At 74.0% G+C, this 13,732-nt stretch carries 13 protein-coding genes; 5 read left to right on the top strand and 8 right to left on the bottom strand.

What is annotated here, in order from left to right; all coding sequences use genetic code 11:
* Positions 1–58: 58 nt before the first annotated feature.
* Entirely contained in the window at positions 59–310 is a 252-nt protein-coding gene (locus tag CHC04_RS02250) for a WhiB family transcriptional regulator (RefSeq protein WP_176449815.1), read from the bottom strand.
* A 322-nt stretch (positions 311–632) separates the two neighbouring features.
* Between CHC04_RS02250 and cofD the strand changes: the two genes are divergently transcribed.
* The 3 genes from cofD (at position 633) to rfbA (ending at position 3,599) form a co-directional block, all read left to right on the top strand.
* Complete coding sequence (cofD, locus tag CHC04_RS02245) at positions 633–1,583, top strand: 2-phospho-L-lactate transferase (protein ID WP_089402243.1); 951 nt, start codon at positions 633–635, stop codon at positions 1,581–1,583.
* 76 nt (positions 1,584–1,659) lie between these two features.
* Entirely contained in the window at positions 1,660–2,700 is a 1,041-nt protein-coding gene (locus tag CHC04_RS02240) for a coenzyme F420-0:L-glutamate ligase (protein WP_245816923.1), read from the top strand.
* Between the two features lie 29 nt (positions 2,701–2,729).
* Positions 2,730–3,599, top strand: coding sequence for a glucose-1-phosphate thymidylyltransferase RfbA (rfbA, locus tag CHC04_RS02235; protein WP_089402241.1), 870 nt, complete (start codon positions 2,730–2,732; stop codon positions 3,597–3,599).
* A 117-nt stretch (positions 3,600–3,716) separates the two neighbouring features.
* Here the strand turns inward: rfbA and CHC04_RS02230 are convergent, their stop codons facing one another.
* The 4 genes from CHC04_RS02230 to CHC04_RS02215 all read right to left on the bottom strand — a co-directional run bounded on the left by CHC04_RS02230 (position 3,717) and on the right by CHC04_RS02215 (position 7,706).
* Entirely contained in the window at positions 3,717–4,703 is a 987-nt protein-coding gene (locus CHC04_RS02230) for a DNA-3-methyladenine glycosylase family protein (RefSeq protein ID WP_245816922.1), read from the bottom strand.
* Between the two features lie 54 nt (positions 4,704–4,757).
* The gene (locus tag CHC04_RS02225; protein ID WP_089402636.1) at positions 4,758–5,528 is read right to left on the bottom strand and encodes an SDR family NAD(P)-dependent oxidoreductase; all 771 of its coding nucleotides are present in this window, start codon (positions 5,526–5,528) and stop codon (positions 4,758–4,760) included.
* A 127-nt stretch (positions 5,529–5,655) separates the two neighbouring features.
* Positions 5,656–6,765: a mannose-1-phosphate guanylyltransferase gene (locus tag CHC04_RS02220; RefSeq protein WP_089402240.1), complete on the bottom strand. Its 1,110-nt coding sequence runs from the start codon at positions 6,763–6,765 to the stop codon at positions 5,656–5,658.
* Positions 6,762–7,706, bottom strand: coding sequence for a glycosyltransferase family 2 protein (locus CHC04_RS02215; protein WP_089402239.1), 945 nt, complete (start codon positions 7,704–7,706; stop codon positions 6,762–6,764). The genes CHC04_RS02220 and CHC04_RS02215 overlap by 4 nt, the downstream gene beginning before the upstream one ends.
* 170 nt (positions 7,707–7,876) lie before the next feature.
* On the opposite strand from CHC04_RS02215, the gene glf reads away from it, so the two are divergent.
* Both glf and CHC04_RS02205 read left to right on the top strand, forming a co-directional pair.
* Positions 7,877–9,064: a UDP-galactopyranose mutase gene (gene glf, locus CHC04_RS02210; protein ID WP_089402238.1), complete on the top strand. Its 1,188-nt coding sequence runs from the start codon at positions 7,877–7,879 to the stop codon at positions 9,062–9,064.
* A 19-nt stretch (positions 9,065–9,083) separates the two neighbouring features.
* Positions 9,084–11,051 (top strand): glycosyltransferase, encoded by a 1,968-nt coding sequence (locus tag CHC04_RS02205; RefSeq protein WP_089402237.1) that lies wholly within the window; start codon positions 9,084–9,086, stop codon positions 11,049–11,051.
* Positions 11,052–11,172: 121 nt separating this feature from the next.
* Here the strand turns inward: CHC04_RS02205 and glfT1 are convergent, their stop codons facing one another.
* The 3 genes from glfT1 to wzm are packed head-to-tail and all read right to left on the bottom strand — an operon-like array spanning position 11,173 to position 13,714.
* Positions 11,173–12,045: a galactofuranosyltransferase GlfT1 gene (glfT1, locus tag CHC04_RS02200; protein WP_281252180.1), complete on the bottom strand. Its 873-nt coding sequence runs from the start codon at positions 12,043–12,045 to the stop codon at positions 11,173–11,175.
* 56 nt (positions 12,046–12,101) lie between these two features.
* Positions 12,102–12,878 carry a galactan export ABC transporter ATP-binding subunit Wzt/RfbE gene (gene wzt / locus CHC04_RS02195; RefSeq protein WP_089402236.1) on the bottom strand — a complete coding sequence of 259 codons (777 nt, stop codon included), beginning with the start codon at positions 12,876–12,878 and terminating at the stop codon, positions 12,102–12,104.
* 2 nt (positions 12,879–12,880) lie between these two features.
* Entirely contained in the window at positions 12,881–13,714 is an 834-nt protein-coding gene (gene wzm / locus CHC04_RS02190) for a galactan export ABC transporter permease subunit Wzm/RfbD (protein ID WP_245816921.1), read from the bottom strand.
* Positions 13,715–13,732: the final 18 nt, after the last annotated feature.

Here is a 13,732-nt window from a genome sequence, read left to right as displayed (position 1 = left end):
GGGGGTGTCGCACGGCGGTGTGTCGGACGGTCCCGTTCGGCCCCTGCCGGGGCCGGGCTCAGATCGCGCGGCGGCGCAGGCGGCGGCGCTCCCGCTCGGAGAGCCCGCCCCAGATGCCGAACCGCTCGTCGTTGGCGAGGGCGTACTCCAGGCACTCGGCCTTGACCTCGCAGCCGGTGCAGATCTTCTTCGCCTCGCGGGTCGAGCCGCCCTTCTCCGGGAAGAACGCCTCGGGGTCGGTCTCGGCGCACAGCGCCCGCTCCTGCCAGGAGGCGACGTCGTCGGTCAGGCCCATGCCGAGCATGCCCATCAGCCCCTCGTCGGCCGGGCCGGCGCTGCGGCCGGCCCGTTCCGATGCGCCGATGTAGTCACTCAGCCACGAGACCTCTGCCATGACGATGCGTCCCCTCTCGCTGTCGTCCGGGCGCCGGGCGCCGGGACCGTCCCGGCGCTCCCCCGCGCCTCACACCGCCGGAATTACACGCGTGTCGTTGCCCGAGCGTCAACTGCGCCCGGTGTAAGCGCTTGACCACAGGAGCCACACCCGTCACGGGTCGTTCGTCAGTTCTCGTGCACGTACTCGACACGCCCGTCGAACAGTGGACAACTGCCTATGGGGCACGATGACTTTCGTGGAGATCGTCGTGCTCGCCGGAGGGGTCGGCGGGGCCCGTTTCCTCACCGGTCTCCGGGAGGTGGCACCGCCGGCGTCGGTCACCGCGGTGGTCAACACCGGCGACGACGTCACGATGCACGGCCTGCGGATCTGCCCGGACCTCGACACCGTCGTCTACACCCTCGGCGGGGGCATCGACCCCGAGCGCGGCTGGGGCCGGGCCGGGGAGTCCTGGACGGTCAAGGAGGAGCTGGCCGCCTACGGCGCCGAGCCCACGTGGTTCGGGCTGGGCGACCGCGACCTCGCGACCCACCTGGTCCGCACGCGGATGCTCGACGCCGGCTACCCGCTCTCCGACGTCACCGCCGCCCTGGCCGCTCGCTGGCAGCCGGGGGTCACCGTGCTGCCGATGAGCGACCAGCGGGTGGAGACCCACGTGGTCGTCGACGAACCCGGCAGCGGTCGGCGCAGCGCGATCCACTTCCAGGAGTGGTGGGTGCGCCACCGCGCCGAGCCGCAGCCGCACGCCTTCGTGCAGGTCGGCGCCGAGCAGGCGCGCCCGGCGCCCGGGGTGGTCGAGGCGCTCGCCCGCGCCGACGCCGTCGTGCTGGCGCCGTCCAACCCGGTGGTGTCGATCGGCACGATCCTCGGCGTGCCGGGCCTGCGCGACGCGCTGCGCGCCACCCCCGGCCGCGTCGTGGGGGTCTCCCCCGTCGTCGACGGCGGCGTGGTGCGCGGGATGGCCGACCGCTGCCTGCCGGTGCTCGGCGTGGAGGTCAGCGCCGAGGGCGTGGGCCGCCACTACGGGGCCCGGTCCGACGGCGGGCTGCTCGACGCCTGGCTGGTGCACACCGGCGACCCCGCGCAGGTGCCCGGCGTCGACGTCCGGGCGGTGCCGCTGCTGATGAGCTCCCCGGAGGCCACCGCGGCGATGGCCCGCGCCGCGCTGGACGCCGCGGGTGTCTGAGGAAGGACCCTCCTGCCCCCCGCCGCTCGCGAGTTCGCGGCGGGACCCTGCAGGAGGGCCGGTCGACGGACTGCGGGTGCTCCCCGTCCGCGGGTTGCCCGAGTTCACCACCGGCGACGACCTGGCCGGGGCGGTGGCCGGGGCGGCCCCGTGGCTGGCCGACGGCGACGTCGTCGTCGTCACCTCCAAGGTCGTGTCCAAGGTCGAGGGCCGGGTGGTCCCGGTGCCGCCGGGCGCCGACCGCGAGGCCGTCCGCCAGCGGGCCATCGACGCCGAGTCGGTGCGCGTGGTCGCCCGCCGCGGGCCGCTGCGCATCGTGGAGACCCGGCACGGCTGGGTGGTGGCCGCGGCCGGCATCGACGCCTCCAACGTGCCCGGCGACGCGCTGGTGCTGCTGCCCGAGGACGCCGACGCCTCGGCGCGCCGGCTGCGCGGCCGGCTGCGGGAGTTGCTCGGCGTCGACGTGGCGGTGGTCGTCAGTGACACCTTCGGCCGCACCTGGCGGGAGGGGCTGACCGACGTCGCCGTCGGGTCGGCCGGCCTCCCCCCGCTGATCGACCACCGCGGCGCGGTCGACGCGCACGGCAACCGGCTGGAGACCACGCAGGTCGCCGTCGTCGACGAGCTGGCCTCGGCCGCCGACCTGGTCAAGGGCAAGCTCGACGGCGTCCCGGTCGCGGTCGTCCGCGGGCTGGCCTTCGAGCCGCCCGACGACGCCCCCGGAGCCGACCCCGGCGCGCGGGCGCTGGTGCGGCTGGGGCCCGGCGACCTGTTCCCCTACGGCAGCCGCGACCTGGTCGGCAGCCGCCGGCCGGCGGCCGACCTGGTGCCCCGCGACGGCGACCGCGAGGCGGTGGCCGCGGCGTTCCGGGTGGCCAGCGCGGCGCTGCCGGAGTTCCCGGTGGTGCTGCGGCACGGCGGCGAGGGCGACGGCGTCGTCGACGTGCACCTGCCCGAGCGGGCCACCACCACCGCCGCGCTCAACCTCGGGGCGCTGCTCGGCGCGGTCGTCGTCCAGCTGCACGCCGAGGGCTGGACGACCCGCTGGGAGCCGGTGGGCACGCCCGGCGGCTCCTCCCTCGTCGGGAGGTTGTGGCTGGGTTCTCCCCGGGTCTGAGCGTCCCGCCGTCGGTAGGTTCGGCGGCCATGCGGGGGATCATCCTGGCCGGGGGCACCGGCAGCCGCCTCTTCCCGATCACGCAGGCGGTCAGCAAGCAGCTCATGCCGGTCTACGACAAGCCGATGGTCTACTACCCGCTGTCCACGCTGATGATGGCCGGGGTCCGCGAGGTGCTGGTCATCACCACCCCGGGCGACCAGGCGGCGTTCCGCGCGCTGCTCGGTGACGGCAGCCGGCTGGGCATGCGCCTGGAGTACGCCGTGCAGGAGCGGCCCGAGGGGCTGGCGCAGGCGTTCCTCATCGGCGCGGACTTCCTGGGTGACCAGTCGGTGGCCCTGGTGCTGGGCGACAACATCTTCTACGGCGCGGGGCTCGGGACGGCGCTGGGCCGGCTGCCCGCCCCCGACGGCGGGCACGTCTTCGCCTACCACGTGGCCAACCCGGCCGACTACGGCGTCGTCGAGTTCGACCGCGGCGGCCGGGTGCTGTCCATCGAGGAGAAGCCGGCCCGGCCGAAGAGCTCCTACGCCGTCCCGGGGCTGTACTTCTACGAGGCCGGCGTGGTCGACGTGGCCCGCTCGATCCGGCCCAGCGCCCGCGGCGAGCTGGAGATCACCGCCGTCAACGAGCACTACCTGCGCGAGGGGCGGCTGACCGTCACCGTCCTCGACCGCGGCACCGCCTGGCTCGACACCGGCACCTTCGCCTCGTTGCGTCAGGCGACGGAGTTCGTGTCGGTGGTCGAGGAGCGGCAGGGCCTCAAGGTCGGCTGCATCGAGGAGGTCGCCTGGCGGCAGGGCTGGCTGGACGACGACGGCCTGCGCCGCGCCGCGGAGCCGCTGGGCAAGAGCGGCTACGGCGACTACCTGCTCGCCCTGCTGGAGGACGGCCGCTGAGCCTGCTGCGCGGGGAGGACGGCGCCCGAGGGAGACCGCAACTCCCCCGGTGATCTGTCGGCCCCCTGCAGGGACCCGCCGCCAGCGTGCGGGCGGCCGGAGGCAGGGGGTCCTCCGTCAGATGCGGCGGTGGTTGGTCGGAGCCGTCCGCGGGCCGCGCCGGGGCGGCATGCTCCCGCCGACCCGCAGCAGCCGGACCACCCGCTGCCGGTGCCCGCGCCACGGCTCGAGCAGCACCATCATCCCGTCGTCGTCGGTCTTCCGGCGGGCCAGCGACCAGCCCACCAGGTTCTTGAGGTGGTAGTCGCCGTAGCTGACGGTGTCGGGGCAGCCGTGGGTGCGCTGGACGACCTCCGCCGCCGTCCACACCCCGATCCCCGGGACGGTGCGCAGCCTCCGCTGCAGGGTCGGGGAGTCGCAGTCCGCGTCGGGCTCGAGGGCGTGGGCGACCGACGCGACGTGCAGCAGCGCCCGCCGGCGGGCGCCGTCGAGGCCACAGCGGTGCCACTCCCAGTCGGTGACCTCGCGCAGCCGACGGGGTGAGGGCAGCACCCGCATGCCCTCGGGGGCGGGCCCGGGCGCGGGGTCGCCGGCCAGCCGCAGCAGCGCCCGCCAGACGCGGTGCGCCTCGACCACGGTGACCTTCTGCTCGAGGACGGCGGGGACCAGCGCGTCCCAGGTGCGGCCGGTGCGGCTCAGCCGCAGGTCGGGCGTGCGGCGGGCGATCTCGCGCAGCAGCGGGTGGCCGCCGGGGTCGAAGCCCGCCGGGTCGTCGTCGGCGCCGAGCCAGCCGGGCACCGCCGTGCCGGCCCCCTCCGCTCCCGGCCCCCACGCCAGCACCTGCACCTCACCGGCCCGGTGGGTGATCCGCACCGTCGCCGGCCCGCACGGGGTGGTCGTCGTCCGCCAGACGGCGTCGCCGTCCCACTGCATCGCCGGGTCGCCGGCGCTGCGCTGGTGGGGGTACAGCACCGCCCGCAGGTCGAGCGGCCAGTCCGGCCGCCAGCGGTCGGCGAAGTCGGCGCCCTCGGCACCCTCGGTGCCGACGACGTCGGGCGCGGGGCGCGGTGCCGGCGGGGTCGGGGCCGGCAGGGCTGTGGTCACGCGGGTCTCCGGGGAAGAGGGAGCCGTGCGGGTCGGGTCGGCGGGCGCCGGGGGTCAGCGCGGGGCCATGCGCAGCGCGCCGTCCATCCGGATGACCTCGCCGTTGAGGTAGCCGTGCTCGACGATGTCGAGCGCCAGCTGAGCGAAGTCCTCCGGGCGGCCCAGCCGCTTGGGGAACGGGATGCCGTTGGCCAGCGCGGTGCGCGCCTCCTCGGGCAGGCCGCCGAGCAGCGGGGTGTCGACCAGGCCGGGCGCGATGGTGCACACCCGCACGCCGACGCTGGACAGGTCGCGGGCGGCGGGCAGAGTCATGCCGACGATGCCGCCCTTGGAGGCGCTGTAGGCGACCTGGCCGATCTGCCCGTCGAAGGCCGCGATCGAGGCGGTGTTGACGACGACGCCGCGCTCGCCGTCCTCCTCCGGCTCGGTGGCGGCCATCGCCGCGGCCGCCAGGCGGAGCACGTTGAAGGTGCCGACCAGGTTGACCATGACGGTGCGGACGAACGGGTCGAGGTCGTGGGCGACGTTGCCCTTGCCGACGGTCCGCTGCGCCCAGCCGATGCCCGCGCAGTTGACCGCGATCCGCAGCGGCCGGTCCTTGCCGGTGGCGTCCTCGACCGCGGCGGCCACCTGCGACTCGTCGGTGACGTCGGTGCGGACGAACGTCGTGTGCCCGCCCAGCTCGGCGGCCAGCGCCTTCCCGCGCTCCTCGTTGAGGTCGAGGACGGTCACCGCGGCACCGCGCGCGGCCAGCGCACGGGTGGTGGCCTCCCCGAGGCCGGAGGCCCCGCCGGACACGACAGCTGCGACGTCGAAGCTCTGCATGACCCGCATCCCACCACGCCCGGCGACGATCACCGCGCCGGGTGCCCGTGCCGACCCCGAGCGTGTGCGCCGGCGCCGCGCCCCCGGCCGGTTCCTGCGGCGTGGGCGCACACGCTCCGGGCCGGCGTCAGCTGAAGCGGCGGCCGAATCGCTCCTCGACGGCGGCGAGCAGCTGCTTGACCCGCTCGGCGTCGGAGACCGGGCAGACCATCGTGACGTCGGCGGTGGCGACGACGACGCTGTCGCGGACCCCGACCAGCGCGACCAGGTGCTCGGGGTCGTCGCTGAAGACGATGTTGCCCGCGCTGTCGAGGGTCACCGCCAGGCCGCCGACGGCGTTGCCCTCGACGGTGGCCAGCGTCTGCGCCAGCGCCGGCCAGGAGCCGACGTCGAGCCACTCGGCCTCGAGGTCGGCGACCAGCACCCGCCCGGGCTCGGTGGCCGCGGGCTCGAGGACGGCGTAGTCGACGCTGGTCTTCGGCAGCGTCGGGAACACCTCCGCGAGCACGGCGTCGCGCGCCGAGCCGGCGGGCGCGGCCACCACCCGGGCAAGCCCCTCGGCGGAGGCCGGCAGGTGCTCGGCGAGCGCGTCGAGGACCGTGCGCGCCCGCCACACGAACATGCCGGAGTTCCACAGGTACTCACCCGACGCGAGGTAGCCCTCGGCGGTCGCCCGGTCGGGCTTCTCCTTGAACGCGGCGGCCTCCGCGACGCCGGGTACCTCGGTGGCGGCGCCGCGGCGCACGTAGCCGAAGCCGGTGGCCGGCGCGGTGGGCCGGATGCCCAGGGTGACCAGCGCGCGCGGCCGCGCGGAGAGGGCGTCGTAGGCGGTGCCCAGCGCGGCGGCGAACCGCTCGACCGGCCGGATCACGTGGTCGGCGCTGACGACGGCGAGCTCGGCGTCCGGGTCGGCCTCGGCCACCAGCGCGGCGGCCAGCCCGACGGCGTTGGCGGTGTCGCGGGCGACCGGCTCGAGCACCAGCCGGTCGGGGCGCAGCCGCGGCAGCGCGGCGCGCACCTGCCCGCCGTAGCGCGCGGCGGTGCACACCCAGATCCGCTCGGCCGGCAGCAGCGTCTCCAGCCGGGCGAAGGCCTCGGCCAGCAGGCTGTGCGCACGCCCGTCCCCGGAGCCGTCCCCGTCCTGGACGACGTCGAGCAGCTGCTTGGGCCGGGCGGCCCGCGACAGCGGCCACAGCCGGGTACCGGACCCGCCGGCCATGACGACGGCGTGCCTCACGCGCCCACCCCCCGTCGTGCGCGGGCGCGCGCGACCCGGCCGACGTCGTCGGCCCGGCGCTGGAACCGCGCCCCGGCCGCCACCCGGCCGCTCACGTAGGACACCAGCATCCGGCCGCCCAGCCCGGCGCGCAGCGCCGCCCGCAGGGGGGCGTACCGGCGGCCGGGGTACTGCCCGGACAGGTAGCGCAGCGCGCTGGTGTGGTGCACCCGCTGCATGCGGTGCGGCTCGCGGCGGGTGGCGTGCCCGCCCTCGTGCACGACGACGGCGGTGGGCGCGTAGACGTGCAGCCAGCCCGCGCGGCCGAGACGCTCGGCGAGGTCGACGTCCTCGAAGTACATGAAGTAGCCCGGGTCGAAGCCGCCGACGGCGCGGAACGCCTCGAGGTCGACGAGGAAGCACGAGCCCGACAGCCACCCGGCGGTGCGCTCGCGCGGGGCCTCCCGCTCGCGGCGGTAGCGCGCCGTCCAGGGGTTGGCCGGCCACGCCCAGCCCAGCAGCGCGTGCCCCGCGCCGGTGGACAGCCGGGGCAGGTCGCGGGCGGAGGGGTAGAGCTCGCCCTCCGGGGTGCGGATCGCCGGGCCCACGGTGGCCGCCCGGGGCCAGCGGGCGGCCACGGCCAGCAGCTCGTCGACCGAGCCGGGCTCGAAGCGGACGTCGGGGTTGGCCACCAGCGCGTGCCGGCCGGGCGCCCCGGCCAGGCCCGCGTTCACCGCGGCGCCGTAGCCGACGTTGCCCCCCGTGCGCAGCAGCCGGACGTGGGGGTGCTCCGCCGCGACCCGCTCGGGGACGCCGTCGGTGGAGCCGTTGTCGGCCAGCACGACCTCGACCGGGCGGGTGGTGGCCTTCGCCAGCGAGGTGACGAACCCCTCCAGCGCCTCGCCGGGTGAGTACGTCACCGCCACCACGCGCAGGGACTCGGGTGAGCTGTTCCCGGACACCCGGGAACTGTAGAGGCGCGGGCCGGGCCGCCCGGCACCCCCGGCCGGGGCCGGGTGAGGCAGGGGCCCGGTGTGACCGGTGGGACGTGGGGGACGGTCCCGTCACGAAGTTCCCGGACACCCCTGCGAGCGCCCGAGGGGCACCGGTCGCGCCGGTACAGTCGCCAGGCGTGACCTCAGCGAGACCTGACCTCGTCGTCGTCGGCTCCGGCTTCTTCGGGCTGACCGTCGCCGAGCGGGTGGCCAGCCAGCTGGACAAGCGCGTGCTCGTCCTCGACCGACGCGACCACATCGGGGGCAACGCCTACTCCGAGCCCGAGCCGGAGACCGGCATCGAGATCCACCGCTACGGCGCCCACCTGTTCCACACGTCCAACGAGCGGGTCTGGCAGTACGTCAACCAGTTCACCGACTTCACGAAGTACCAGCACAAGGTCTACTCGATCTACCAGGGCAAGACCTACTCCCTGCCGATCAACCTGGCCACGATCTGCCAGTACTTCGAGCGCAGCTTCTCCCCCGGCGAGGCGCGCGAGCTCGTCGCCGAGCAGGCCGGCGAGATCGACACCGCCGAGGCGCAGAACCTCGAGGAGAAGGCGATCTCCCTGATCGGCCGCCCGCTCTACGAGGCGTTCATCCGCGGGTACACGAAGAAGCAGTGGCAGACCGACCCCACCGAGCTGCCCGCCGCGGTCATCGCCCGCCTGCCGGTGCGCTACACGTTCGACAACCGGTACTTCAACGACACCTACGAGGGCCTGCCGGTCGGCGGCTACACCGCGTGGCTGGAGAAGATGGCCGACCACCCGAACATCGAGGTGCGGCTGTCCACGGACTGGTTCGACGTCCGCGACGAGCTGCCCGCCGACGTGCCGACAGTGTTCACCGGGCCGATCGACAAGTACTTCGACTACGAGGCCGGCGAGCTCGGCTGGCGCACGCTGGACTTCGAGACCGAGGTCCTGCCGATCGGGGACTTCCAGGGCACCTCGGTCATGAACTACGCCGACGAGGACGTGCCCTTCACCCGGATCCACGAGTTCCGGCACTTCCACCCCGAGCGGGACTACCCGGCGGACAAGACCGTCGTCGTCCGCGAGTACTCGCGCTTCGCCCAGACCGGTGACGAGCCGTACTACCCGATCAACACCCCCGAGGACCGCGCCAAGCTCGAGCGCTACCGGGAGCTGGCCAAGAAGGAGGCCGCGGAGAAGCGCGTGCTCTTCGGCGGCCGGCTGGGCACCTACAAGTACCTGGACATGCACATGGCGATCGGGTCGGCGCTGAGCATGTTCGACAACCGCATCCGGCCCTTCTTCGACGAGGGCGGCTCGCTCGACGGCCGCCTCGAGGACTGACAGCGAGGACTGACTCCCCATGACGACGACCACGCCGCAGGTCGCCGACGCCCCGGTCAAGCCGGACGCCGTCAGCGAGCCGGCGGAGAGCGACCTCACCCCGGACAAGGCCGTCACCCTCGTCCAGCGGGTGCTCATGCCGCGGCCGGCCGACCAGCTCAAGGTCCGCAGCCTCTACCTCGACGAGGAGAACGCGGGCACCCGCGTGGTCCAGGAGGGCCGGCACTCCGGCCTCATCGCGGCCGGCTCCGAGGTCTCCTTCGCCACGTACTTCAACGCCTTCCCCGCCAGCTACTGGCGCCGGTGGAGCGTGCTCGGCTCGATCGTCCTGCGGGTCACCGTGTCCGGCACCTGCCGCATCGACGTCCACCGCTCCAAGGCCGACGGCGAGTCGATGCACGTCACCGGCGTCTCCCACGTGGGCGACGACGAGCGGACCGTCGAGTTCGAGCTGGACCTGGCGCCGTTCATCGACGGCGGCTGGTACTGGTTCGACGTCACCGCCGAGAGCGAGACGCAGATCCGCGAGGCCGGCTGGTACGCCCCGCAGGCACCGGTCGAGGAGCCGCGGCTGGCCGTCGGCATCTGCACCTACAACCGTCCCGTCGACGCGCTGGCCGCCGCCCGGGCGCTGGTCGAGGACCCCGCGGTGCTCGAGCGGCTGTCCCTGGTCACCATCGCCGACCAGGGCAACAACCACGTCAAGGACGCCGCGGGCTACGACGAGGTCAAGGCCGCTCTGGGCGAGCGGCTGCACGTGGTCGAGCAGCCCAACCTCGGCGGCAGCGGCGGCTTCGCGCGCACCATGCACGAGGCGTTCACCCGCAGCGACGCCACGCACGTGGTGCTGCTCGACGACGACATCATGATCGAGCCCGACAGCCTGCTGCGGGCGCGCGCCTTCGCCGCCTACGCGAAGAGCCCGATGCTGGTCGGCGGGCAGATGCTGGCCCTGCAGAACCGCTCGGTGCTGCACAGCATGGGTGAGATCGTCGACCGCGAGACGTTCTTCTGGACGAACGCGCCGCACACCTACTACCACCACGACTTCGGCAAGCGGACGCTGCGCGAGTCGGCGGACCTGCACCGCCGCATCGACGTCGACTACAACGGCTGGTGGATGTGCCTGATCCCCCGCACCGTCGTCGACGAGATCGGCATGCCGCTGCCGGTGTTCATCAAGTGGGACGACGCCGAGTACGGCCTGCGCGCCTTCGCCGCCGGCTTCCCGACCGCGTCGCTGCCGGGCACCGCCATCTGGCACCTGTCCTGGGGCGACAAGGACGACGCCAGCGACTGGCAGGCCTACTTCCACATCCGCAACCGGCTCATCGCCGCGGCGCTGCACTCGCCGCACCGCCACGGCGGCAAGCTGTTCCGCGAGATGCTCAAGGCCGACCTGCGGTTCCTCATCAACCTGCAGTACTCGACCGTCGAGCTGCACCACCTCGCCTACCGCGACTTCCTGGCCGGCCCGGAGGCGCTCTTCCGCGGCATGCCGGAGTCGGTGGTCCAGGCCCGTCGGGTGCGCGCCACGCACGCCGACGGCCAGGTGCTGTCCTCCTCGGCCGACCTGCCGCTGCCGTCGATGCCCACGGCCAAGGCCATGCGCTTCCGCCGCATCCCGGTCAAGCCGCTGCAGATCGGCAAGACGCTGGTCAGCGCGCTGGTGCACAACGCCCGCCCGGTCGACCCGGAGAACCTGGAGACCCCCCAGCTGAACCTGGCCTTCCAGGACGCGCGCTGGTTCCTGCTGTCCCGGCTCGACAGCGCCACCGTCGGGACCGCCGACGGTCGCGGGGTCACCTTCCGGCGCCGCGACCCGGCGACCTTCCGCCGGCTGGCGGCGACGTCGGCGCAGCTGCTGCGCCGGATGGCGGCGGAGTTCCCCGACTTGCAGCGCCGCTACCAGGCCGCGGCCGGTGAGCTGACGTCGATGGAGAGCTGGTCGCAGGCCTTCGAGGAGTGGGGCTACCAGCGCGTGTGAGCCCCGGGCACGTGACGAGAGGGCCCCGACCGGAGATCCGGTCGGGGCCCTCTCGTCGTCGGTGGGCTGCCAGGACCCAGGCTGCCAGGACCCAGGCTGCCAGGACTCAGGCTGCCAGGACTCAGCGGCGGGTGAGCCGCTCCTGCCGCCCGGCGCGGGTCAGCCGCCGCCACTCCCGCCAGCCGACGGGGTCGCGGCGGGACACCAGGAAGAACCAGCCGAAGCGGACGGTCTCCAGCGGGCGCAGCCAGCGCATGCCCGGCTGCGACATCAGGTACCCGCGGTTGCGGTAGGTGTAGTACCGCTTGGCGTCGTCGGCCGGGTACTGGGCCGACAGCCGCCCGCCGAGGATCGGCGCGAACTCCGTCGTCCCCTCCGGGTGCAGGTAGGCCGCCCGGGTGCAGGTGCCGAAGGCGAGCCCCGCGCGCAGCATGCGCCGGTGGATCTCGGTCTCGTCGCCGCGGAAGAACAGCCGGTAGTCCGGGACGCCGACGACGTCGAGCGTGCCGGCGCGGAACAGCGCGCCGTTGAACAGCGACGCGTACCGCGGCAGCAGGTCCACGCCGGCGAAGTCGCTGCGGCGTCGCCGCCAGCGCAGCCCGCGGCGCAGCGGGAACGCCAGCCGGTCGGGGTCGGCCATGTCGGTGACCAGCGGGCTGACCTCGGCCAGCCCGTGCCGCCGGGCGGCGTCGAGCAGGGTGGCCAGCACGCCGGCGTCGGCCGGGCGGCCGTCGTCGTCGGCGCACCACACCCAGTCCGCGCCGAGGGCGAGGGCGTGCAGCATGCCGTAGGCGAAGCCGCCGGCGCCGCCGAGGTTGCGCGCGCTGGGCAGGTGGGTGGCCGGCAGCCCGCTGGCCGCGACGACGTCGGCGGCGGACTGGTCGGGGCCGTTGTCGACGACGACGACGTGGTCCAGCGGCCGCGTCTGCGACGCGAGCGCGGCCAGGCTCTGCGCCAGCAGCTCGCGCCGGTGCCGGGTGACCACGACGGCCACGACCCGCTCCCCCGCCGCGGGCACGTCCGTCCCGACGGGCGCCGGAGCCGCCGCCGTCACGCCGGCAGGCCCTTGTAGGCCCGCAGCACCTCGTCGAGCTCGCCCTGCTGCCGGATCCGGCCGTGCTCCATCCAGATCGCCGTGTCGCACAGCTCGCGGAGGAACTCGTCGGAGTGCGAGGCGAACACGAGCAGCCCCGAGCGCTCCACGAGCTGCACCAGCCGCTGCTTGGACTTCTCGAGGAAGGCGGCGTCGACCGCGCCGATCCCCTCGTCGAGCAGCAGGATCTCGGGGTCGATGCTGGTGACCACGCCGAGCGCCAGCCGCACCCGCATGCCCGTGGAGTAGGTGCGCAGCGGCATGTGCAGGAAGTCGCCGAGCTCGGTGAAGTCGGCGATGTCGTCGACCCGCTCCTGCATCTGCTTGCGGGTCATGCCGAGGAACAGGCCCCGGATCATGATGTTCTCGAGCCCGGAGATCTCCGGGTCCATGCCGACGCCGAGGTCGAACACCGGCGCCACCCGGCCGCGGATCTCCGCGATGCCGCGGGTGGGCTCGTAGATGCCCGACAGCAGCCGCAGCAGGGTCGACTTGCCGGCGCCGTTGTGGCCGACCAGGCCCACCCGCGCACCGTGCTCGAGGTTGACGGTGACGTCGCGCAGCGCCTCGATCACCGGCACCTTGCTGCCGCTGTCGATGTTGCCGCCGACCAGCCCCATGACGGTCTTCTTCAGCGAGCGGCTCTTGGCGTCGAAGATGGGGAAGTCGACGCAGGCGTCCTTGGTCGCGATGCTGACCGGACCGCTGGTGCTCGCCGGGTTGTCGTTGCTCACGTTCACACCCAGTAGGAGACGCGGGACCGGTAGCGGCGCAGGACGAGCATCGTCAGCGCCCAGCCGACCGCCGTGATGACGAGGACGACCGCCCAGTGCCGCCACAGCTGGTCCTGGCCCAGCAGCGGACGGCGGACGATCTCGACGAAGTGCAGGAAGGGGTTGAACTCCGCCAGCCGGGCCCGCGCGGCGACGTCGGGGTTGGGGCTGTTCACCAGCTCGTCGTAGACCCACACGATCGGCGTCAGGAAGAACATCAACTGCACGACGCTCTGGGTGATCGGCAGGATGTCGCGGAACCGCGTGGTGATGACGCCGACGGTCAGCGCCACCCACGCACCGTTGAGCGCCAGCAGGGCGAAGGCCGGGACCACCGCGATGGCCGTCCACTTCAGGTCCTGCGGGTAGATGAACAGCATGACCAGGTAGACGATCAGGTTGTGCAGGAAGAACAGCGTCTGCCGCCACACCAGCCGGTACACGTGCACCGACAGCGGTGAGGGCAGGTGCTTGATGAGGCCCTCGTTGGCGATGAACACCTCCGAGCCCTCGGCGATGCAGCCGCTGATGAAGGCCCAGACGATGAAGCCGACGAGCACGTGCGGCAGGAACAGCGCCAGGTCGATGTCGAACAGGCCCGAGTAGAGGACACCCAGGGCGACGGCGGTGACCGCCATGCTGATGGTGATCCAGACCGGCCCGAGGACCGAGCGCCGGTAGCGCTGCCGGATGTCCTGCCAGCCCAGGTGTCCCCACAGGGACCGCTGCTCCCAGCCGCGCCGCAGGTCGGCGACGGCGGCGGCGAGCGTGCGTCCGGCCGGTTGTGCGAGTGCCACGGGGATCCACGCTACCTG

Source organism: Geodermatophilus saharensis, from assembly GCF_900188205.1.
In the GTDB taxonomy this organism is placed as follows: Bacteria; Actinomycetota; Actinomycetes; order Mycobacteriales; family Geodermatophilaceae; genus Geodermatophilus; species Geodermatophilus saharensis.
Note: the sequence above shows the minus strand (reverse complement) of the source record. Positions and strands in the feature narration are given on the sequence as shown.